Consider the following 21,116-nt stretch of genomic DNA (forward strand, 5'->3'; position numbering starts at 1 on the left):
GAACGCATGACAGATCTACTGGTCATCGGCGGCGGCGCGGCGGGCCTGATGGCAGCCGGGGCCGCCTGTGCCCGCGGGCTGACCGTGACCGTGCTGGAGCACAACCCAAAGGGACCGGGCCAAAAGCTGCTTATCACCGGAAAGGGACGCTGCAACGTCACAAGCGACAGCGACGTGCGGGAGTTTCTGCCCTATGTGCGGCATAACGGGCGGTTTTTGTATTCGAGCCTTTACGCTTTCCCGCCGTCGGCGGCCATGGAGCTGTTCGAGTCGCTCGGCGTGCCGCTCAAAACCGAGCGCGGGCGGCGGGTATTTCCCCGGAGTGACCGCGCCGCCGACGTGCTGGCCGCGCTGCGCGATTATGCACGCGATGCGGAATTTGTGCGCGGAAGCGCAAAAAAGCTGGTCATCGAGGACGGCGTCTGCAAGGGCGCTGTGACGGACCGCGGCGAGACGCTGCGGGCAGAAAACACGCTGATCGCCACGGGCGGCATCAGCTATCCGGCCACCGGCAGCGACGGCAGCGGCTACAGGCTGGCGCGGCAGGCGGGCCACACGATCATGCCGCCGCAGCCCAGCCTGTGCAGTCTGGTCAGCCCCGACCCGGCCTGCCGCCGCATGATGGGCCTGGCCCTGCGCAACGTCACGCTGACGCTGCTCTGCGACGGCAAGCCGCTGTTTACCGAGCAGGGCGAGGCGCTGTTCACCCACTTCGGCCTGTCCGGGCCGCTCGTCCTGTCGGCCAGCACCTACATTGAGGATATAACGAAGCACCGCTATATCTGTGAGTTTGACTTAAAGCCCGCGCTGGATGAAAAAACGCTCTATGACCGCCTGACCCGCGACTTTGCGGAGCAGGGCAGCCACAGTGCGCAGGGGGCGCTGGCAAAGCTGTTGCCCAACTCGATGCGCCCCGTCGCCGTCGAAAAGTGGGGCATCGACCCCGCCACGAAGGCCGCGCAGATCACGCGGGAGCAGAAGCAGGCGCTCGTTGACCTGTGCAAGCACTGGCAGGTGCCGGTCAGCGCGCTGGGCGATAAGGAGCACGCCGTCATCACCGCCGGCGGCGTCGATGTCCGCGAGGTAGACCCCAAGACGATGGCCAGTAAGCTGTGTGCGGGTCTGTATTTTGCCGGGGAGGTCCTCGACGTGGACGCCCGCACCGGCGGGTATAACCTGCAAATCGCCTGGTCAACCGCCGTGGCGGCAGCGCGGGCTATTGCCAAATAAAAAATAATAAATAATAAATAAAAAAGAATGTGGATTTTCTCCCTGTGGTCGAAAACAAAATCATGGTGGCGGAAATTTTCGAGCGGCGCACCGCGCCGCGATCCACCTTATTTATTATTTATTATTTTTTATCTATTATTTAATAAGGGATGATAACTATGATTTCCATCGCAATCGACGGCCCGTCCGGGGCCGGTAAATCCAGTCTCGCCAAGGCCCTTGCCAAAGACCTCGGCTATGTCTACGTTGACACCGGCGCCATGTACCGCTCCATCGGCCTGTACGCCGTCCGTGCGGGCGTTGACCCGCATGACGCCGACGCTGTCGCTGCACTGTTGCCGCAGGTCAAGCTCGGCATCCGCCTGATCGACGGTGCACAGCACATTTATTTAAACGGCGAGGACGTCAGCACGGCCATCCGCGCCGAGGAGATCGGTATGGCTGCGTCCGCCGTGGCCGCACACCCCGCGGTGCGCAGCTTCCTGCTGGACACCCAGCGCGGCCTGGCCGAAAGCCAGAACATCCTGATGGATGGCCGCGACATCGGCACGGTTGTGCTGCCCAACGCCACGGTCAAGATCTTCCTGACCGCCAGCGCCGAGGCCCGCGCCCAGCGCCGTGCCAAGGAGCTGGCCGAGAAGGGTCAGCCCGCGGACTTTGCCACCGTGCTGGCCGACATCCGGCAGCGCGACTACCAGGACAGCCACCGCGCCGTGGCTCCGCTCAAACAGGCCGACGACGCAATTCTGGTGGACACAAGCAGCATCGGCCTGCAGGAGAGCTTTGACCTGCTCAAGCGCACGATTCTTGCGCACATCTAAGGGGGCTGACGATGCTTTTATACTGGATTCTGCTGCCCATCATCTGGGTGCTGGCCCACATTCTGTTCCGGTTCGAGGTCATCGGGCGCGAGAATTTGAAGGCCGTCCGCGATGGACGCGCCTACGTCATCGCACCGAACCACATTGCCAACCTTGACCCTGTCTTGATCGCTATAACGATATTTGACTGGAAGCGGCTGCGTATTCTGGCCAAGGAGGAGCTGTTCAAAAATCCGCTGGCCGGCTGGTTCCTGCGCTGTATGGGCGCTGTTTCCATCGAGCGCGGCAAGGGCGACACCACCACCGTCGAAAAGCTGACGAACGAGTGCAAAAATGGTACGGGCATCATGATCTTCCCCGAGGGGACCCGCACAAAGACCGGCAAGCTGGGCGTGATCAAGAGCGGTGCATTTGTGATCGCCGCCGCCGCGGGTGCGGACATGCTGCCTGTGCGCATCATCTACGGCACCAAGGACGGCAGGCTGCACCTTTTCTGCAAGTTGCGCATCGTCTTTGGCGAGCCGATCCCCGCCGCGGACCTGCAGATCAGGGATCAGAGCCACAAAATGGCGGAGCTGCGCCGCATGAAGAACCGCCTGCGCGACGAGCTGGAGCAGCTGCTGGCCGATAACGCCTTTGCTGTGCGCCTGGCCGAAACGGCAGCGGAGGAACCCGCTGCACCGGACGACAAGCCGCAGCTGCCGGAATGACATTCCCCTTGGCCCCCTCTGGGAGGGGGCTCCGCCCGCAGGCGGTGGGGGAGAGAGCTTTGCCGAGGCCCGAAGCTTCGGATAAAGACACGGCTCTCTCCCTCCGGCCCTGCGGGGCCACTGCTCCCCTTCTGGCGCAAGCGCCATCTCCCCCGTTTCGGGGGAGTCTGTCTCGCAGAGGGAGGCAAGGAGTTTACAAAAGGAGCTTATCTATGGAGATCATCCGTGCCAAAACCGCCGGCTTCTGCTTCGGTGTGGACCGCGCGGTCAAGCTGACTTATGATTTATTGGCGCAGGGACGCAAGGTTGCGACCCTCGGCCCATTGATCCACAACGCTCAGGTCGTGGCCGATCTGGAGGCGAAGGGCGCTGTGACCTGCCCGGATATTGACGCCGTGCCCGACGGGTATGAGGTCATCATCCGCAGCCATGGCGTGCCCAGAAGCGTCTATGATAAAATAAGCACACGCAGCCTGGCGTATCACGATGCCACCTGCCCGTTTGTTGCAAAAATCCATAAAATCGCGATGGAAGCGGACAAAAACGGTGCGCTTTTGCTTGTTGCAGGCGACGCCGACCACCCCGAAGTACAGGGAATTGTTGGCCATACAAGCGGCCCTGTGCAGGTTTTTGCCAACCCGGAGGAGCTGCAAAAATTGCTCCCCACGCTTTTGCAACAAGAATCCATCTACGTCGTCGCGCAAACGACATTTCGCGTGGAAAGTTGGGAAAATTGCAAAGCTTTTTTAAAAAAAGAGTGTACAAAAGCCAGAATTTTTGATACAATATGTAATGCAACGTGGGCGAGGCAACAGGAAGCGGAAGACCTCAGCCAAAAATGCGATCACATGGTCGTCATTGGTGGTCATCATTCTTCCAATACCCAAAAGCTGTTACAGGTCGCCGCGCGGCATACCAAGGCCATCAACGTCGAGACTGCTGATGAACTCGACCCTGCATGGCTTGCTGGTGCGGCGCGTGTGGGCGTGACAGCCGGGGCTTCAACGCCTTCGTCTATAATTGAGGAGGTACTTAACAGTATGAGTGAAGAGATCCGTGACGACATGAGCTTCGAGGAGATGCTCAAAGCTACCGAAGCCAATGCAAATGTTTACACCGGAAAGATCGTAAAAGCCAAGGTCATCAGCGTTTCCCCGACGGAGTGCATCGTCGGTGTCGACGGCTCCAAGCACACCGGCATTGTGCCCCTGCGCGAGATGAGCCATGACCCCAACGCCAAGATGGAAGACCTTGTTAAAGAGGGCGACGAGCTGGATCTGGTTGTTGTCAAGACCAACGATCAGGAGGGTGTTGACACCCTGTCCCGCGTCCGTTTTGAGGCCCAGAAGGGCATGAAGGACGTCTCCGAGGCTGCCGAGAACGGCACCGTTATGGAAGGCGACGTCATGGAGGCCAACAAGGGCGGCGTTGTTGTCAACGTCAAGGGCGTCCGCGTCTTTGTTCCCCGTTCTCAGGCCACCATGCGCCGTGACGAGGACTACACCAAGCTGGTTGGCCAGCACGTTCAGCTGGTCATTACCGAGTGCGCAGGCCGCAAGATCGTCGGCTCCATCAACAAGGTCACTGCCGAGGCCAACAAGGCCAAGCGCGAGGAGTTCTGGGCCAATGTTGAGGTCGGCAAGCAGTATAAGGGCGTTGTCAAGAGCCTGACCTCTTACGGCGCTTTCGTTGACGTGGGCGGTGTCGATGGCCTGTGCCACATCAGCGAGCTGAGCTGGAACAACATCAAGCATCCCTCCGAGGTCGTCAAGGTCGGCGACGAGATCGAGGTCTACGTCAAGAGCTACGATCCCGAGAACCAGAAGGTCTCCCTGGGCTACAAGAAGGAAGAGGACAACCCATGGGTCAAGCTGGAGAATGAGGTTCCCGTCGGCACCGAGTTCACCGCTCCCGTTGTCTCCATCACTAAGTTCGGCGCTTTCGTCCGCATCATGCCGGGCATTGACGGTCTCGTTCATATCAGCGAGATCAGCAATGAGCGCGTGAACAAGGTCTCCGACGTGCTGAAGGTCGGTGACGAGGTCCGCGTTAAGCTGACCGCCGTTGACTTTGACCGCAAGCGCATCAGCCTGTCCATGAAGGCCTGCCTCGACGAGAACGGCGAGGACGCTGAATAATTCTTAGTCATTGCGCAACCGTATGGGGCCTGCCTGTTGTAACAGGCAGGTCCCTTTTTGTACAAGTAACCTGTAGGGGGCGGCGTCCTCGACGCCCTGCGGGCGGGCAGTGCCCGCCACTACAAACGTAAAACGGGTACATCATGCAAAAACTCAAAGACATCATCCAAAAATACTATGAGGGTCTGGCCTACCTGTTTTTCGGCGGGGTCGCAACGCTGCTGAACCTGGTCGTCTTTGCGGGCTTCCAGGCGGCGTTCGGTACAGACTTTGCCGCGGGCATCGGCAATATTCTGGACAACTGCATCTGCATCCTCTTTGCCTATTGGACAAATCGCACGTTCGTGTTCAAAAGCGCGAACAAGGGCAAGGCGGCCTGGGCGGAGTTCGGGCAGTTTGTCTCCTGCCGCATCGCCACGATGGTCATGGATCAGGTCATCATCTGGCTGGGCGTCAGCCTGCTGGGACCGCATGTCGCGTTTGCCGCGGCCAACGGCAAGCTGTGGGCCATGGGCGTCAAGCTGTTCAGCCAGGTCATCGTTATCGTGTCCAACTACGTTTTCAGCAAATTGTTTATCTTTAAAAAGAAGTAACGCATCATCCGGAAGGAGCATACCATGCTTATTTTTAAAGTGGCAAAATTTGTGCTCAAGCACCCGCTGCTGACCCATGGAGCCAGGCAGCTCGTGCACAAAAAACTACGTCCCCCAAAGGAGGCATCCCCTATGAAACAGAAAGTTCGCGGTCACGCATTCCGTCTGGTGGGGCTGATCCTGGGCATCATCGGTGCCACGGTCAGCATCACCTCCATCGTTTTCGCTGCCCTGGGCCTGCATCAGGCACGCCTGTGCAAACATTGTGAGAAAGGGGAAAATTTCCGATGAAATACACGAAGGAAGAAATGCTGAGCAAGGTCGACCACACCCTGCTCAAGCCTGAGGCAACCTGGCCCCAGATCCGGACCCTCTGCGATGAGGCCATCGCCAACCACTGCGCGTCGGTCTGCATCAACACCTGCTACGTCAAGCAGGCCGTCGAGTATATGGCGGGCCGCGTGCCGGTCTGCTGTGTCGTTGGTTTCCCCCTCGGCGCTATGGACACCAAAAGCAAGGCGTTTGAGGCTAAAACTGCCATCGAGAACGGCGCGTCCGAGGTCGATATGGTCATCAACATCGGCTGGCTGAAGAACAAGCAGTACGACGATGTCCGCAATGACATTGCCGCCGTCAAGGCTGCTGTGGGCGACAAGGTGCTGAAGGTCATCATCGAGACCTGCCTGCTGACCGATGATGAGAAGATCAAGATGTGCGACATCGTGCCCGAGGCCGGTGCCGACTTCATCAAGACATCTACCGGCTTTTCCACCGGCGGTGCGACCTTCCACGACATTGAGCTGTTCGCAAAGCACGTTGCGGGTCGCTGCAAGATCAAGGCTGCAGGCGGCATCTCCACCGTCGAGGACATCGAGAAGTTCCTCGATCTCGGCGCAGACCGCCTCGGCACCTCCCGTGCCGTCAAGCTGCTGACCTCCGGCGAGGCCGGCAGCGGGTATTAAGGGGATGCGGTGTTCCTTCTTTGCAAAGAAGGAACCGAAGAAATTCTAAACCAATAAATGCGGGAGACTGCTTTTCGTCAGCAGTCTCCCGCATTTTGTTTTGTGCAGCGGTAGGGGGCGGCGTCCCCGACGTCCCGTCAGTTGGCAGTTGCCCTCCGGGCAGGGTGTAGGGCGGCCAGCCCTCTGGCCGCCGCAAGGGGCGTATGGCCTTGTGGTGTGCATCTATTTTTAAATGGGTGTGTGGGGGGAAAAAACATGACCGCGCCAACAAACTGGAATTTTCAAATTAGTCTTTGCAAATAACCTTTGAACCTTCACCATCAATTACAATTCCCTGACGGTTGTTAATTGGGGATAGATTCAAATCCGAAAAATCAGTCATTATTTTCTCGGTAACTTTCTTAAATGGTGCTGTAAGATAATGCGGAAGAACATAGAAATCAATCAAATCAAGCCCTGCATCATCTTCTTGTGAGTAGTCCTCCGGCTTTTCATCCATTTGCTCGATATATTGGATGCTTGGAGCGCATATAATCGCACCTGCCGATTCACCAATCATCAGTTTTCCCTTTGCCAATTCTTTCTTCAACAGCTCATCTGTTCCCGTTTTACGGAGCTGGTCTATAAGGAAAAAAGAATTTCCGCCGGTAAAATATATCACATCCGCATCTTCAAAAACAGACTGTATCGTTGAATAAGCCTCCGTTGAAATATCAATTTCAGTTACGATTGCTCCCAACTTTTTGAATAATTTTCGAGCCGAGCCGACATAACCGGTGTAGCCTTCACGCAGCGAAGCTGTTGGAATAAATGCGACTTTTTTATTTTCAATTTCTTCCTTTATCAGACTTCCTACACTTGAAAAGTGCGAACATAAAAACAGTTTCATCCATATCCTCCTTAATAAATCCCGATTTATTGAACTAGGTTAAGTATATCATACTCTCCTGCAAAAGTACACCCCGCGCCCCGGTCATACCCCGCCCCCTGCGCCGCATACCTTTATAAACCATAAAAGGGGGCGTACCTATGCAAGATTCACCCATCGTACTTACCACCCTCGCCGGGCTGTCCACCGGCCTGGGCGGGCTGCTGGCTGTGCTCTGCCCGCCGTCGGAGCGTCTGCTGGCGGCCAGCGCGGGCTTTGCGGGCGGGGTCATGCTCACGGCGTCGCTGGCCGACCTGATGCCGGAGGCGCTGGCGTTTTACGGGGGCTACCTGCCGCCGCTGGCCTGCGGCGGAGCGGTTGTGTCGCTGCTGACGCTCGGGATGCTGACCGCGGGTCTGCTGGGGCGGCTCCTGCCCGAGGAAGCGGCACTGGCCGCCCACTATGGCAAAAGCAAAGACCCGGCCCGCGCCGCTGCCATGCGCACGGCACTTGTCACGGGGCTGGCGCTGCTGCTGCATAATTTCCCGGAGGGCGTGCTGACCTTCTTCGCGGGCACGGCGGATCCGTCGCTCGGTCTGCGCACCGCCGCGGCCATCGCCCTGCACAATATCCCGGAAGGACTTGCTGTGGCCGTGCCGTTTGCTTACGCAACACGCCGCCGCACCGCGGGTGTGCTGGCCGCGCTCGTCTCCGGCCTGGCCGAGCCGCTCGGGGCGGTGCTGGCGTGGCTGTTCCTGCGTCGGCTCTTCACGCCGGGCTTTCTGAACGGCACCGTTGTGCTGGCGGCGGGCGTCATGGTCTGGGTGGCACTGGCCCAGCTGCTGCCCGGTGCCCTGCACCCCGCCCACCGCACCGCGGGCATTTTGGGCGCCGCCGTCGGCTGCCTTCTCATGCTGTTAGGCATTGCGGCGCTGCCGTAAATGTGCTATACTATATTCTGTATTGATGCGAAATTTACAAGGAAAGGAACCGGCTATGAAATGCTGTGTCTGTGGCGCAGAGAGCGGGCACTACCCGCTTTGCCGTGCCTGCAACCAGAAAAAGGAGCAGGGGCTTATTATAAAATGTACGCAATGCGGCCAATGGCATTACGCTGATGCTCCCTGCCCGCAGCCCAATGCGCCGGAGTTCCTGTATGAATGCCGCAAAAGCCTGATTACAGCCAACGAACAGCAGTTTTTCAAGGCGCTAAAGGAAATTGTCCCGCAGGGATACCACGTGTTCCCGCAAATCAATCTGGCTGCGTTTATTGAACGGGTTGACAATACACCTTTCCGCAATGAGCTATTCCGCAATGTGGATTTCCTGATTACCGACGCAGCCTTTGCGCCGAAAATCGCTGTGGAGATCAACGACCCGACCCACCATGAGTACGAGCGCCGCAAGCGGGACGAGAAGGTGGCGGCAATCTGCGCAGAAGCGGGTGTCCCGATTGTCACGCTGTGGACGAACTACGGCGTAAACCGCGAGTACATGCAGAAACGCATCACGGAGACACTGGAAAATCCGCCGCAGCGTGTGGCACATCACGGCGAAAAGCCTGCCGAGCCACAGCCCCGCACTGTGGTCGAGCCGCAGCCCCGCACTGTGGTCGAACCGCAGCAGACTTGGGATGAACATGCGGCAGCGCATAATGAGACCCGCAAGAAAAAGCAGGGATGCTACGTGGCAACCTGTGTGTATGGGTCGTATGATTGCCCGCAGGTGTGGACACTGCGCCGCTACCGGGATGATGTGTTGAAAAATACGACGGCGGGGCGCTGCTTCATCAGCCTTTATTATGCGGTCAGCCCGACGATGGTACGTGTCTTTGGTAGAAATCAGGCCGTGCGACGCATGTGGCGAACGGCACTGGACCGCATAATCAGCCGCCTGAACGCGGACGGCTTCTCTGACAAGCCGTACAACGACCAGTAATTTTGTGCAAGAAAGGAGCAAGCCACATGTTGAAAAAAATCGCGGCGCTGCTCCTTGTGCCTGTGCTGCTGGCGGGGTGCAGTGCGGCAGGGGATGTCGAGACCCTGCTGCGCGCGCCGCAGCTCTCCGGCGAGAGTGCGGCCCTGCAAAAGGCGCTGAACAACTACCTGGGCGGCAGCGCAACCTTAAAGTATCCCGCCAGCGGCGATTTCCTTTCGCCGTTTGCGTTCGGTGACTGGGACGGCGACGGCACAGACGAGGCCGCCGTCCTCTACACCACCGACACGACCAGCTCCAACGTCTGGCTGGCCGTGCTCGAGCCGACGGGGGAGAGCAGCTGGCGCGTCAGCCGCGTGGTGGAGGGCCTGACCAGCGAGGTGCAGAGCTTTTCCGCCGCGCATCTCCGAGACACGTCGAGCCAGCAGCTGCTGGCAGGGTATGTCTCGCCCCAGGGCGACCAATATCTGGTTGTCTATCAATATGACGGTGATACGTTATCTACGGTCATCAGCAAGAGCTATACCGACATGATCGTCGCGGACTTCACCGGCAAGGGCGACACGCAGGACCTGGTTCTGGCTCTGCCGCCGGACACGGAGCTGGGCGGCGTCACGCTGCAGCTGCTGACCGCCAACGACGGCGAGTTCCGCTCGACCCAGACGCTGAACCTGGGCGAGGGCGTCTACAGCAGCTGCGCGGCCCTGCACGCGGGCACCGGCAGCGACGACGGCATGTACCTGGTCATGGATGCCTGGACCGGCACAAGCAGTCTGGTATCGGACATCATTCTGTATGACGAAGCAACGGGCTTTTTGCAGCCCTACCGTCCCAGCGGCATGAGCGACATCCAGCGCAGCACGCTGCGCTACCACCGCGAGCTGCTGAGCCGCGACCTTGACGACAACGGCACAGTGGACATCCCTGTGGAGATCGACGACGGCGGCACGCTGCAAACGCCGATGGACAAGCGGCTGAGCTTTCTGCTCTGGAAGGATTACACCTCGATGGCGGGCGGCAACAGCAAGTTTGGCGTCTACGACAGCGAGTATAACATTTTTATGGAACTTCCCGAGTCGATGCACGGCAACATCCTGATCCGCTCCAACCAGAGCGGCACGGGTTGGCTGATCTGCAACGCCGAGGGCACGACGGTCTACTGCGAGATGCGCGTCGTTGACCCCGCGGACAACGCGGCCACCGGCGTCGGCAACTATCTGCGCATTGCAAACATTGGCAGCCAGCAGCTGCAAGCCCGCGTTGTAACGTCGTATTATGGATTGAGCCTGGATTTCATCAGCCAGAACACGGTGCTGCTGGGATCAAATTGATACAGAAAGGGAAATCGGGTTTATGAAACGAGTTTTGGTAGTCGAAGACGAAGCCAGCATCCGCGAAATGGTAGCCCTGAACCTGAAAATGGCCGGCTGGGAGGTCGTCGAGGCCCCCAGTGCCGAGCGCGCGCTGGAACTGATGCACAGCGGGGAACACTGCGACGCGGCACTTTTGGATATTATGCTGCCGGGCATGGACGGCTTGAGTCTCTGCGAGACGATCCGCCGCGGTGACAGCGACATCGGCATTATCATCGTGTCGGCCAAAGGGCAGGAGAGCGACAAGATCCGCGGCCTGTCCATCGGCGCAGACGATTACATTACGAAGCCGTTTTCGGTGTCGGAGCTGATCGCGCGTCTGGAGGCGCTGACCCGCCGCATCCACCGCGGCAGCGGTACCGCCGCCAAGCCCGCCGAGGAGCCGGAGCAGCTGGTCAGCGGCCCGTTTGTGCTGGACGAAAAGAGCCGTATTCTGTACAAGTCCGGCAAGCCCATCGACTTGACGCAGGTCGAGTTCCAAATTATGGAGCTGTTCTTCCGCAATCCGGGTACCGCGCTGGTGCGTGAAAAAATCCTGGAAGGTGTCTGGGGCAAAAATTATTTCGGCGATGTGAAGATCGTTGACGTGAACATCCGCCGCCTGCGCATGAAGATCGAGGACGAGCCCAGCAGCCCGCAGCATATCCTCACGGTTTGGGGGTATGGGTATAGGTGGAATGCGTAAACCGGGAACGGCAGTCCGTAGGGGCCGGGCATGCCCGGCCCTCCGCCTTGCCATTACCGCCCATTTATCTTTTGCATCGTAGGGAGGGGTCTTGACCCCTCCGCGGGGTGTCGAGAACGCCGCCCCCTACATCCTTCACCGCAAACCTTCCACCAACCGCAGGGGAGGGATTCATCCCTCCCGCGCCGCTTCCGCCATCTCTCACCCCGCCCTCTCACCACCTACCAAAATCCCACAGGAAAGGAGCTCACCGCCATGCAATCCACCAGCATTATCCGCCGCTGGATACGCGGCAGCCTGCTGATCACGGTGCTGGTGCTCGTGCTGGCGGAGGGACTGTTCCTGTACTACAGCTACAACGATCTCTACGGCGGTGTCGAGCGCGCGGTGGAAAATCGTTTTTCCACCGTCGTGGGCCGCCTGCAGGCCACGGGCACGGCGGGGGACACCGCAACCACCGCCGAAAGCCGCGCCAATGTCCTGCGGCGCGTCGTCGAGCAGTTCGACGAGAAGGACAAGTTTGAATTTATGCTGCTGGACGCACAGGGCGTCATCCTGGCGACGAGCAGCGGCACAATGAACCGCGACCTGACAAACGGCACCGACTATGGCCGTGCGTTGACGTCCGCCAACGGGATCGGGTCGGCTATCTTCACGACACCCCAGGGCGAGAGGGTCATGGCCGTTACGATGCTTGTGCCCTACGCGGCGGGCAGCATCGCCGCATTGCGGATGGTCACAAGCCTGACCCTCATTGACGGCCAGTGGTGGCGCACCGTCGCCATCTGCGTTGGTCTCGGCGTGCTGGTGCTGGCCTTTACGGTGTGGAGCGGCTTGTTTTTTGTACGCTCCATCGTCCGTCCGCTCGGTGAAGTCGAGGCTACCGCCACCAAAATTGCGAAGGGTGACATGAAAGTCCGCCTGCCGGACACCCGCTATGACGACGAGATCGGGCGGCTGTGCAAGACGATCAACCAGATGGCCGAGGATCTTGCCGAGACCGAGCGGTTGAAAAATGAGTTCATCTCATCGGTCAGCCACGAGCTGCGCACGCCGCTGACCTCCATCCGGGGATGGGTCGAGACAATCAGCAATATCGACGACCCAACGAACGAAAACTACCGCCGCGGCCTCTCGATCATCGGCACCGAGACGGACCGCCTTTATACGATGGTCGAGGAGCTGCTTGACTTCTCCCGCCTGCAGAACGGCATCAAGATGAACTGCGAGGTGCTCGACTTCGTCGCCGAGGCCACCGACGCCGCGCTGTTCGTGGAGGCCCGCATCCGGCAGGAGGGGATGCAGCTCGTCTACTCCGAGCCGCCCGAGCCGTACCCGGTCTGGGCCGACCCCGCGCGGCTGCGGCAGGTGTTTGTGAATCTGTTCGATAATGCGATCAAATATTCCGAACCGGGCGGCACGATCTTCCTGACGCTGAGCCGCACGCCGGTCACGGTCAGCGCGTCCATCCGCGACCAGGGCCGCGGCATCGCGCCCGACGACTTGGAAAAGGTCAAGCAGAAGTTTTTCAAGGCGAAAAACTCGGTGCGCGGCTCGGGCATCGGGCTGGCTGTCGTCGATGAGATCGTCGGCACGCTGGGCGGCAAATTTGACATCGCCTCCACCCTTGGTCAGGGCACAACCGTCACCGTCACCCTCCCCGTCTACCACCCCGGGCAGGAGCATCTGCATGACAAGATTTAAAAAGGCTTCCCCCGTGGGGGAAGCTGTCACCGAAGGTGACTGATGAGGGCAGAGTTTGCGTCAGAACTGCTTTGCGGTTTACTGCGCGGGCTTCCCCTCATCCGGCGCTGCGGCGCCACCTTCCCCCACGGGGAAAGGCAGAAAATTTGACAAGGAGAACCATATATGTCCAAAGAATTCCGCACCTCCGTCGGCGGCCAGGCCCTGATGGAGGGCATTATGATGCGCGGGCCGGAGAAGATCTGCTGCGCCGTGCGCAAGCCGGACGGCACCATCGACCTGACCTATGACACTGTCACCGTCCACTGGTACAACAGGGTCCCGCTGGTGCGCGGCGTCTGCAACATGGCCGAAAACCTGTACAAGGGCTACCGGTATTTAATGCACGCCGCCGATATAGCGATGGAGGGTGAAGCCGAGCCCGCCGAGTCCAAGCTGGACAAATGGTTCGAGGAACACGCTACCCCCGCCGTGCAGAACGTGCTCATGACCTGCGCCGCCTTCGTCGGTGTTGTGCTGGCGCTGTTCCTGTTTACGTTTTTGCCCACGTTTTTGACCGGCCTCGTCATGAAGGTTGTCCCGCTGGGGCGCTGGCCGCGCGTCATCCTCGAAGGTGCGCTGAAAATGGCCATCTTCCTCGGGTACATGTTTCTCTGCACGCGGTTCAAGGACCTGCACCGCGTCTTTGAGTACCACGGTGCCGAGCACAAAACCATCGCCTGTTATGAGGCAGGTCTGCCGCTGACCGTTGAGAACATCCGCAGGCAGAGCCGCTTCCATCCCCGCTGCGGCACCAGCTTTATGATCCTTGTCATCATTATCAGCATCTTTTTGTATGCGGTGCTGCCGTGGACCAGCACGGGAATGCGTATTGTGTACAAGCTTTGCATGTTCCCGCTTTTGGTCGGTATTTCGTATGAAATTCTGAAATGGGCGGGCCGTTCCGACAGTGTGCTGTCCAAGATCGTCTCACAGCCCGGCCTGTGGATGCAGCGCCTGACGACCTTTGAGCCCGACGACTCGATGATCGAGGTCGCCATTGCCGCTGTGACCCCGGTCCTGCCCGAAAAACAGGAGGAAGCCCGCTGGTGAATACTGCTTATCAAAGTCTTTGCGCCCGGCTCATGATGGCCGGTGTGCCCGATGCCCGCTTTGATGCGGTGCAGCTGTACAAATTTGTCACGGGCCGTGACCCGCGCCTGGACAACGGCCCCACCCCCGACGAGGCTTCGAGCCTTCGGGTCCTGGGTGAGCGCCGCGCCGCCCGTGAGCCGCTGCAATACCTGCTGGGCGAGTGGGATTTTATGGACTTTACGCTCAAGGTGGGCCGTGGCGTGCTCTGCCCCCGCGCCGACAGCGAGGTCGTCTGCGAGGCGGCCATCGAGCTGTTGAAGGACGCAGAAGCGCCCGTGGTCTACGACCTCTGTGCGGGCACGGGTTGCCTGGGCCTGGGCATTGCCAGGCATCTGCCCGGCGCGGCTGTGACCTGTGTAGAGAAAAGCGCCGACGCCTGGCCCTACCTGACCGCCAATGTGGCGGGGACCGGCGTGCAGGCCGTGCAGGACGACATCTTTACCTATTATAATAGGCTGCCCTCCGGCGAGGCCGATCTCATTATCTCGAACCCGCCCTACCTGACGGCGGAGGAGATGGCACACCTGATGCCGGAGACGGCCAGAGAGCCTGCCATGGCGCTGGACGGCGGCGCGGACGGACTCGATTTTTACCGCCTGCTGACCGCGCATTACCGGGACGCACTGCGCCCGGGCGGCTGGCTGGTGCTGGAGATCGGCTGTGCCCAGGCCGCCGACGTGCTGGCACTGGGGGCGGCTAACGGCTGGGTCAACGGCAGCTGCCGTAAAGACTACGGCAGCAATGACCGGGCTGTTTTGCTGCAAAAACCTGAAAAAAGCTGCTGAAAATCCGATTTATGGGACACAAAACACACAACAAAATGTTGTAATTTACTCGTAAATCGTATATAATAGGTACAAACGCAAATCATAAGTATACTTGCAGATAAAAGGAGAACCGCAACATGGCAGCAAAAAAAGATACCGCACCCAAAACGGCAGCCCCCGCCGCCGATAAGAAGGCCGCGCTGGAAACCGCGTTGGCGCAGATTGAAAAGCAGTTCGGCAAGGGCGCCGTCATGAAACTGGGCGCGAACGTCACGATGCAGGTCGACGCGATCCCCACCGGCAGCCTGGGCCTGGATCTGGCGCTCGGCATCGGCGGTGTGCCCCGCGGGCGTATCGTCGAGGTCTACGGCCCCGAATCCTCCGGTAAAACGACGCTGGCACTGCAAATTCTGGCAGAGGCCCAGAAGATGGGCGGCGAGGTCGCCTTCATCGACGTCGAGCACGCCCTCGACCCGACCTATGCCGCCGCGCTGGGCGTTGACATTGACAGTCTGCTGGTCAGCCAGCCCGACACCGGTGAGCAGGCCATGGAGATTTGTGAGGCTCTCGTCCGTTCCGGTGCCATCGACGCGGTTGTCGTCGACTCCGTTGCGGCTATGGTGCCCCGCGCTGAAATCGAGGGTGAGATGGGCGACAGCCACGTTGGCCTGCAGGCCCGTCTGATGAGCCAGGCCCTGCGCAAGCTGACCGGCGTCATCGGCAAGACGAACACCGTCTGCATCTTCATCAACCAGCTGCGCGAGAAGGTCGGCGTTGTCTACGGCAACCCCGAGGTCACCACCGGCGGACGCGCGCTGAAGTACTATTCCAGCGTGCGGATCGACGTGCGCCGCATCGAGGGCCTGAAGGACTCCACCGGCGCGTTCATCGGCAACCGCACCCGCGCCAAAATTGTGAAAAACAAGGTCGCGCCCCCGTTCCGTGAGGCCGAGTTTGATATTATGTTCGGCGAGGGCATCTCGAAGATCGGTGAAATTCTTGACCTTGGCGTCAAGCTGGGTGTCGTCCAGAAGAGCGGCGCATGGTTCAACTACGGCGAGATGCGCCTGGGCCAGGGCCGCGACAACGCCAAGCAGTTCCTGAAAGACCACCCCGAGGTCTCCGACGAAATCGAGAAGATCGTCCGCGCGAACTCTGACCGCCTGCTGGCCGCCGGTAAGAAGGGTACCGTCAAGCCGCTGGACCCGAGTGAGGTCATCAAGCCCGCGGCAGCCGCTGAAGCCCCTGCCGCTCCCGCCGCCAAGACGACGGGCAGCGAGGTCGACCTCGATATTATGGTCGACGAATAAGCCATGCCGCGCTTAACGCAAATCAAGGAGACAAAAAAAGGCCGTCTGGCGCTGTTTTTAGACGGCGAGTTTGCCTTCTCGCTGGATGAGGACACCTTCGCCGCTGCCGCCCTGCACCAGGATGACGAGCTGGAGGACTGGCAGATCGAGGAGCTGCGCAAGAAAAGCGAGACCCGCCGCGCGCTGGACAAGGCCATGGATTATTTATCCCTGCGCGACCACGCGGCAGGGGAGCTGTACCAGAAGCTCTGCCGGAAGTTTGACGCCCACAGCGCTGCCTACGCCGTGGCGCGGGCGGGGGAGCTGGGGCTTTTAAACGATGTCTCGTTTGCCCGCCGCCGCGCCGCGGAGCTGCTGCGCAAGCGCAAGTCCCGCCGCGAGATTTTAAACGATCTTTCGGCCAAGGGCATTGACCGCGACACCGCCGCCGATGTGGTGGAGGAACTGTTTGCCGAGACAGACGACGGCGAAAGCCCCGAGCTGGAGACGGCCCGCGCGCTTGTGCAGCGGCAGTACGCCGCCAAGCTCGCCGCCGGTAAGCGCGACCAGGTCGCCGCCGCCCTCGCCCGCCGCGGGTTTAGCCATGCGGTGATACGGGAAGTGCTGTCCGACGACGAATAAAATCCAGCTGCCCTGTAGGGGCCGGGCATGCCCGGCCCTCGGCCTGCCGATTGCATCCCCTTGACGGTTCGCATTGTAGGGAGGGGTCTTGACCCCACCGCGGCGGCCAGAGGGCTGGCCGCCCTACAATTTTCGGCAAACATCTGCCGCCCTGCGGGGTGTCGGGGAACCGCCCCTATAATCCTGCGCAAACCATACAATATTATATTAAAGGACTACCCAATGAAAATTGCCATTATCTCCCTCGGCTGCCCGAAGAACCAGGTCGACGCCGACGTATTCTGTCACGCCCTCATCAAGGACGGCCACACTACCGTGGCTGACCCCGCCGAGGCTGACATTATCATCATCAACACCTGCGGCTTCATCGAGTCCGCCAAGACCGAAGCTATCGAGAATATCCTGATGGCCTGCCAGTACAAGCAGGAAAATCCTGACCTCAAGGTCATTGTGACCGGCTGCCTGGCTGAGCGCTACAAGCAGCAGATCATTCAGGAAATCCCCGAGGTCGATGCCGTTGTCGGCATTGGCTCCAACGCCGCGCTGCCCGCCATCGTCCGCCGCGTCTGTGCCGACGGTGCGGGCCAGACCGAGAGCTACGGCCCCAAGAGCGATATGCAGCTCGGCGGTGCGCGCGTTATCTCGACCCCGCGGCACTACGCGTACTTAAAAATTGCCGAGGGCTGCAACAATGGCTGCTATTACTGCGCCATTCCGCTGATCCGCGGTGCGCTGCGCAGCCGTGAAATCAACGACTGCGTCGCCGAGGCCCGCTGGCTGGCGGGCGAGGGTGTGCGCGAGCTGATTCTGGTCGCGCAGGACCCCACCGCCTACGGCGAGGACTGGGGCAGACCCGGCGCCATCTGTGAGCTGCTGGACCGCCTGCAGGAAATCGACGGCATCCGCTGGATCCGTATCCTGTACGCCTATCCCGAACGTATCAGCGATGCATTTATTGCCGCCATGGTCCGCAACACCAAGGTCGTGCCCTATCTCGACCTGCCCATCCAGCACTGTGATGACGCGGTGCTCAAGGCCATGAACCGCCGCGGCGGACGCAAGGAGATCGAGGACGCGATTGCCCGGCTGCGCGCGGCCATCCCCGGCATCACGCTGCGCACGACGCTGATTGCGGGCTTCCCCGGTGAGACCGAGGAGCAGTACGCAGAGCTGTGCGACTTCGTCAAGACCGTCAGGTTTGACCGCCTCGGCTGCTTCGCCTACTCCGCCGAGGAAAACACCGTGGCCGCAAAAATGCCGAACCAGATCGACGAGGAGACGAAGCAGCGCCGCGCCGATCACATCATGGAGCTGCAGGCCGAGGTCAGCGCCGAGCGCGAGGGCGAGAAGGTCGGCCATACCTATGAGTGCATCTGCGACGGTGTCGATGACGAGACCGGCATGTATCTGCTGCGCACCAAGGCCGACTGCCCCGAAATTGACGGCAACGTGCTGACCCCCGCGGACACCCCGCTGGAGACCGGCGCATTCTATAAGGTGACCATCACCGATTCCGACACCTACGACCTGTACGGCTACGCGGAAGAAAGGCTGGAGGACTAAGCTATGAATCTGCCCAATAAACTGACGATGATGCGCGTTGTTTTGGTGCCCGTCTTTATGATTTTTGCCGCCGTCTCCCACTATGGAACAGCGGACTTCAATACGGCTTATATGCTGATTGCGGGCGTCATCTTCGCCATTGCCAGCATTACGGATTTTCTGGACGGCTACCTCGCCCGCAAGAATCATCTTGTCACCGACTTCGGCAAGTTCATGGACCCGCTGGCCGACAAGTGCCTGACCACCGCGGCGTTCATTTACATGGTCACCGATCACGTCTGCTCGCCCATCGTGCTGGCGGTCATCCTGTTCCGTGAGTTCGCAGTGGCCGGTGTGCGTATGCTGGCCGCCGAGACCGGCACGGTCATTGCCGCCAACATGTGGGGCAAGGTCAAGACCGTTTTGCAGATGCTGACCATCATCTTCTACTACTTTGTCGGTGCGCTGGCCGGGCCCACGGATGTTGGCTTTGTCAGCTTTGTTACCGTTGTGCTCTGCTGGCTCTGCGGCGCGGCGACCCTGCTCTCCGGCGGCATCTACCTGTGGCAGAACCGCAAGCTGTTCATGCAGGCGAAGTAACAGCCGCCGCGCAGTAGGGGCCGGGCATGCCCGGCCCGCGGCCTTGCCATACATGCCATTTTACATCAGGTGCCGGGCCGGACATGTCCGGCCCCTACAAGGCAACGGACCCAATAAGGAGACCCCAACTTGTCAAAGCTCAATCTCCGTACATTTTTAAAATGCATCTACCGCAGGATGGCCCGCCTGGAGCGGGCCGTCCTGTTGCTGCTGTGCATTTTTGCCGTCAAGTTCGTGTTCAGCACGGCGGCGCATTTTGCCGTGCCGCTGCAAGTTGTCGATATGCTCGGCAGCGGGCGGAATCCGGTGGATGTATGGCTGCTGCTGCTCTGCTGCACGGCGGTGCTGGGCACATTCTGCCTGTACCGCCGCGCGGCGCGGGCGATTGGCGCAAAATGCACAAAAGCGGATGCCGTCATTTTAGCAGTCTGCATAGCGGCCAGCGCCGCATTCTATCTGCACGCCATGGTGGGCCGCCAGAGTCTCTACCTGTGGGACAACGCGACCTACTACAATCTGCAGGTGCGGCTGGAATCCAACTTTGCGGACGGCGTCTTTACCGGTGTCGGCTCGACCATCTACAAGACGTGGTTCAACGACTACGCGCCGCTGGTCATCAATCTGCTGGCGGAGCCGTTCTTCATGTTCACGCCGCGCACGGCCAACACGTTTGCGCTGCTCTGCGCACTGCTGATCCCGTCGCTCGTCTACTACAGTGCATGGCTTCTTCTGACGGTGCTGCGCCGAAAATTGCAGCCAAAGGCCCCGGTGCTGTTCACGGCGCTCTCTATGGCATTCGTCCTGTTGCTGCCGCTTTTGCACATTGCGCTTTACCGCGGTATGCCGGACCTGCTCGGTGTCGCGTTCGCGTTTATGCTGCTGGCGCTCGGCGTCGGGTACGATTTCAGCCAGCCGGCCCCCGCGCGGCTTGTGTCGCTGGCGGCCTTTACGGGTATGCTCATGCTGACCCGCCGCAGCTACATGTTTACCGTTGTGGCGTTCTTTTTGCTGTATGGCGTTTGGGTGTTGGCCCGCGCTGCACGCGCCCGGCAGGTTCAGACCGCCCTGCGCTTCGGCAGGTTTGCCGCGGCCTCGCTGGTCTGCGTCGGCGTACCGCTGCTGCCGATGTTCTGGCGCATCGCCAAGGCCGACTACAGTGACCGCTACGCGACCTACCAGACCGGCGGCTTTCTGGCAGAGCTGGCCAACCAGCGTGTCTATCTGGGCTGGCTCGTGTTTGCGATTATGCTGATCGGCATATTATACGGGCTGTATAATGCTAAGGCCCGTGCGCTCGCCGTTCTTGCCGCCGTCGGCGCGGTGCTGACCGTGCTGCTCGTCACCCGTGTGCAGAACATGGACGACCATCAGTCGCTGGCCGTCGCGCCGTTCTACCTGCTGGGCTGCTTCCTCTGTGCGCTGCTCGTCAGCGATTTGCCGTGGGCGTGGCCGCGCCGCATTCTGGCCGTATCGGCGGGCGTGCTGTGTGCGCTGAACTTCGGCGCGTGCAGCCAGCTGCTGCCGGTGGTTTTCCCCAGCGGATTTTACAGCGGACTGTACTTTTACGTGGACAGCCCCCGCAATGATTTACAGCAGGTTGCCGAGGTCAACGCCTGGCTGCGGGAGAACTGCACCGGCGAAAACTCCGCCTACATGATCTGTCACGGCGTAGTCTACAGCCCGGATGTGTTCCGCATCTCGGCGCTGCCGGATGAGTCCATCCGCAAAATTCTGCCCTACGGTGCCTGCAATCCCGGCAATGATGCCTTCCCGAAGGAGCTGCTCACGGCGCAGGTCGTGCTGACCTGTACGCCGTTTGACCCCAACAACCACACCGAGAAGATGAACGCGGCCTTCCTGGAAAACCAGGAAAAGTATGCGCCGTTTGAGCTGGCAGCCACCTTCGACATGGGCAACGGCTACACGATCACGGCCTACCGCCGCGTTAAAGAACCGACGGCGGCAGAGCTCGACACCTACCGCGCCTATCTGGCCGAGGAGAACGAGCGGTTCCCCTACAATTTCAGTGCTGTCTGGGACGAGCTGGCCGTGCAATTCGCAAATAACGGCTGAATCCCCCTTGCAACCGCGCCTTGCGTTGGCTATAATAAAAGCATCCCTAT

At 60.1% G+C, this 21,116-nt stretch carries 20 protein-coding genes; 19 read left to right on the top strand and 1 reads right to left on the bottom strand.

What is annotated here, in order from left to right:
• The first annotated feature begins 6 nt into the window (after positions 1-6).
• The 7 genes from B5D32_RS07810 (at position 7) to deoC (ending at position 6,454) form a co-directional block, all read left to right on the top strand.
• Complete coding sequence (locus B5D32_RS07810) at positions 7-1,230, top strand: BaiN/RdsA family NAD(P)/FAD-dependent oxidoreductase (protein ID WP_078784504.1); 1,224 nt, start codon at positions 7-9, stop codon at positions 1,228-1,230.
• A 158-nt stretch (positions 1,231-1,388) separates the two neighbouring features.
• Positions 1,389-2,051, top strand: a complete 663-nt coding sequence (gene cmk / locus B5D32_RS07815; protein WP_078784505.1) for a (d)CMP kinase — start codon at positions 1,389-1,391, stop codon at positions 2,049-2,051.
• Positions 2,052-2,062: 11 nt separating this feature from the next.
• Positions 2,063-2,761: a lysophospholipid acyltransferase family protein gene (locus B5D32_RS07820; RefSeq protein ID WP_078784506.1), complete on the top strand. Its 699-nt coding sequence runs from the start codon at positions 2,063-2,065 to the stop codon at positions 2,759-2,761.
• A 212-nt stretch (positions 2,762-2,973) separates the two neighbouring features.
• Complete coding sequence (locus B5D32_RS07825; RefSeq protein ID WP_078784507.1) at positions 2,974-4,899, top strand: bifunctional 4-hydroxy-3-methylbut-2-enyl diphosphate reductase/30S ribosomal protein S1; 1,926 nt, start codon at positions 2,974-2,976, stop codon at positions 4,897-4,899.
• Between the two features lie 143 nt (positions 4,900-5,042).
• Positions 5,043-5,492, top strand: a complete 450-nt coding sequence (locus B5D32_RS07830) for a GtrA family protein (protein WP_078784508.1) — start codon at positions 5,043-5,045, stop codon at positions 5,490-5,492.
• Between the two features lie 132 nt (positions 5,493-5,624).
• Complete coding sequence (locus B5D32_RS15395; RefSeq protein WP_187115943.1) at positions 5,625-5,783, top strand: hypothetical protein; 159 nt, start codon at positions 5,625-5,627, stop codon at positions 5,781-5,783.
• On the top strand, positions 5,780-6,454 hold the full coding sequence (gene deoC, locus B5D32_RS07840; RefSeq protein WP_078784510.1) for a deoxyribose-phosphate aldolase: 675 nt from the start codon (positions 5,780-5,782) through the stop codon (positions 6,452-6,454). Before B5D32_RS15395 ends, deoC begins: the two co-directional genes overlap by 4 nt.
• 286 nt (positions 6,455-6,740) lie before the next feature.
• On the opposite strand, the gene B5D32_RS07845 is transcribed toward deoC, so the two are convergent.
• On the bottom strand, positions 6,741-7,343 hold the full coding sequence (locus B5D32_RS07845; RefSeq protein ID WP_078784511.1) for a Type 1 glutamine amidotransferase-like domain-containing protein: 603 nt from the start codon (positions 7,341-7,343) through the stop codon (positions 6,741-6,743).
• Between the two features lie 140 nt (positions 7,344-7,483).
• Here B5D32_RS07845 and B5D32_RS07850 point away from each other — a divergent pair, with 140 nt between their 5' ends.
• The 12 genes from B5D32_RS07850 (at position 7,484) to B5D32_RS07905 (ending at position 21,066) form a co-directional block, all read left to right on the top strand.
• Complete coding sequence (locus B5D32_RS07850) at positions 7,484-8,263, top strand: ZIP family metal transporter (protein WP_078784512.1); 780 nt, start codon at positions 7,484-7,486, stop codon at positions 8,261-8,263.
• Between the two features lie 55 nt (positions 8,264-8,318).
• Positions 8,319-9,260: a CFI-box-CTERM domain-containing protein gene (locus B5D32_RS07855; protein WP_159447008.1), complete on the top strand. Its 942-nt coding sequence runs from the start codon at positions 8,319-8,321 to the stop codon at positions 9,258-9,260.
• 26 nt (positions 9,261-9,286) lie between these two features.
• Positions 9,287-10,588: a hypothetical protein gene (locus B5D32_RS07860; protein WP_078784514.1), complete on the top strand. Its 1,302-nt coding sequence runs from the start codon at positions 9,287-9,289 to the stop codon at positions 10,586-10,588.
• A 22-nt stretch (positions 10,589-10,610) separates the two neighbouring features.
• Complete coding sequence (locus tag B5D32_RS07865) at positions 10,611-11,315, top strand: response regulator transcription factor (protein WP_078784515.1); 705 nt, start codon at positions 10,611-10,613, stop codon at positions 11,313-11,315.
• Between the two features lie 255 nt (positions 11,316-11,570).
• Complete coding sequence (locus B5D32_RS07870) at positions 11,571-13,019, top strand: HAMP domain-containing sensor histidine kinase (RefSeq protein WP_078784516.1); 1,449 nt, start codon at positions 11,571-11,573, stop codon at positions 13,017-13,019.
• A 165-nt stretch (positions 13,020-13,184) separates the two neighbouring features.
• On the top strand, positions 13,185-14,111 hold the full coding sequence (locus tag B5D32_RS07875) for a DUF1385 domain-containing protein (RefSeq protein WP_078784517.1): 927 nt from the start codon (positions 13,185-13,187) through the stop codon (positions 14,109-14,111).
• Positions 14,108-14,938, top strand: a complete 831-nt coding sequence (gene prmC, locus B5D32_RS07880) for a peptide chain release factor N(5)-glutamine methyltransferase (protein ID WP_078784518.1) — start codon at positions 14,108-14,110, stop codon at positions 14,936-14,938. The genes B5D32_RS07875 and prmC overlap by 4 nt, the downstream gene beginning before the upstream one ends.
• A 119-nt stretch (positions 14,939-15,057) precedes the next feature.
• Positions 15,058-16,230: a recombinase RecA gene (gene recA, locus B5D32_RS07885; protein WP_078784519.1), complete on the top strand. Its 1,173-nt coding sequence runs from the start codon at positions 15,058-15,060 to the stop codon at positions 16,228-16,230.
• A 3-nt stretch (positions 16,231-16,233) separates the two neighbouring features.
• On the top strand, positions 16,234-16,851 hold the full coding sequence (locus B5D32_RS07890) for a regulatory protein RecX (protein ID WP_078784520.1): 618 nt from the start codon (positions 16,234-16,236) through the stop codon (positions 16,849-16,851).
• Positions 16,852-17,073: 222 nt separating this feature from the next.
• Entirely contained in the window at positions 17,074-18,414 is a 1,341-nt protein-coding gene (gene rimO, locus B5D32_RS07895) for a 30S ribosomal protein S12 methylthiotransferase RimO (RefSeq protein WP_078784521.1), read from the top strand.
• A 3-nt stretch (positions 18,415-18,417) separates the two neighbouring features.
• Positions 18,418-18,993, top strand: coding sequence for a CDP-diacylglycerol--glycerol-3-phosphate 3-phosphatidyltransferase (gene pgsA, locus B5D32_RS07900; RefSeq protein WP_078784522.1), 576 nt, complete (start codon positions 18,418-18,420; stop codon positions 18,991-18,993).
• Positions 18,994-19,122: 129 nt separating this feature from the next.
• Positions 19,123-21,066, top strand: a complete 1,944-nt coding sequence (locus B5D32_RS07905) for a hypothetical protein (RefSeq protein ID WP_078784523.1) — start codon at positions 19,123-19,125, stop codon at positions 21,064-21,066.
• Positions 21,067-21,116: the final 50 nt, after the last annotated feature.

The organism is Gemmiger formicilis, assembly GCF_900167555.1.
GTDB lineage: Bacteria > Bacillota > Clostridia > Oscillospirales > Ruminococcaceae > Gemmiger > Gemmiger formicilis.

Excerpts from the sequence above, each read along its gene's own strand:
- B5D32_RS07810 (WP_078784504.1), top strand. The coding sequence starts at position 7 with ATGACAGATCTACTGGTCATCGGCGGCGGCGCGGCGGGCCTGATGGCA.
- cmk (WP_078784505.1), top strand. The coding sequence starts at position 1,389 with ATGATTTCCATCGCAATCGACGGCCCGTCCGGGGCCGGTAAATCCAGT.
- B5D32_RS07820 (WP_078784506.1), top strand. The coding sequence starts at position 2,063 with ATGCTTTTATACTGGATTCTGCTGCCCATCATCTGGGTGCTGGCCCAC.
- B5D32_RS07825 (WP_078784507.1), top strand. The coding sequence starts at position 2,974 with ATGGAGATCATCCGTGCCAAAACCGCCGGCTTCTGCTTCGGTGTGGAC.
- B5D32_RS07830 (WP_078784508.1), top strand. The coding sequence starts at position 5,043 with ATGCAAAAACTCAAAGACATCATCCAAAAATACTATGAGGGTCTGGCC.
- B5D32_RS15395 (WP_187115943.1), top strand. The coding sequence starts at position 5,625 with ATGAAACAGAAAGTTCGCGGTCACGCATTCCGTCTGGTGGGGCTGATC.
- deoC (WP_078784510.1), top strand. The coding sequence starts at position 5,780 with ATGAAATACACGAAGGAAGAAATGCTGAGCAAGGTCGACCACACCCTG.
- B5D32_RS07845 (WP_078784511.1), bottom strand. The coding sequence starts at position 7,343 with ATGAAACTGTTTTTATGTTCGCACTTTTCAAGTGTAGGAAGTCTGATA.
- B5D32_RS07850 (WP_078784512.1), top strand. The coding sequence starts at position 7,484 with ATGCAAGATTCACCCATCGTACTTACCACCCTCGCCGGGCTGTCCACC.
- B5D32_RS07855 (WP_159447008.1), top strand. The coding sequence starts at position 8,319 with ATGAAATGCTGTGTCTGTGGCGCAGAGAGCGGGCACTACCCGCTTTGC.
- B5D32_RS07860 (WP_078784514.1), top strand. The coding sequence starts at position 9,287 with ATGTTGAAAAAAATCGCGGCGCTGCTCCTTGTGCCTGTGCTGCTGGCG.
- B5D32_RS07865 (WP_078784515.1), top strand. The coding sequence starts at position 10,611 with ATGAAACGAGTTTTGGTAGTCGAAGACGAAGCCAGCATCCGCGAAATG.
- B5D32_RS07870 (WP_078784516.1), top strand. The coding sequence starts at position 11,571 with ATGCAATCCACCAGCATTATCCGCCGCTGGATACGCGGCAGCCTGCTG.
- B5D32_RS07875 (WP_078784517.1), top strand. The coding sequence starts at position 13,185 with ATGTCCAAAGAATTCCGCACCTCCGTCGGCGGCCAGGCCCTGATGGAG.
- recA (WP_078784519.1), top strand. The coding sequence starts at position 15,058 with ATGGCAGCAAAAAAAGATACCGCACCCAAAACGGCAGCCCCCGCCGCC.
- B5D32_RS07890 (WP_078784520.1), top strand. The coding sequence starts at position 16,234 with ATGCCGCGCTTAACGCAAATCAAGGAGACAAAAAAAGGCCGTCTGGCG.
- rimO (WP_078784521.1), top strand. The coding sequence starts at position 17,074 with ATGAAAATTGCCATTATCTCCCTCGGCTGCCCGAAGAACCAGGTCGAC.
- pgsA (WP_078784522.1), top strand. The coding sequence starts at position 18,418 with ATGAATCTGCCCAATAAACTGACGATGATGCGCGTTGTTTTGGTGCCC.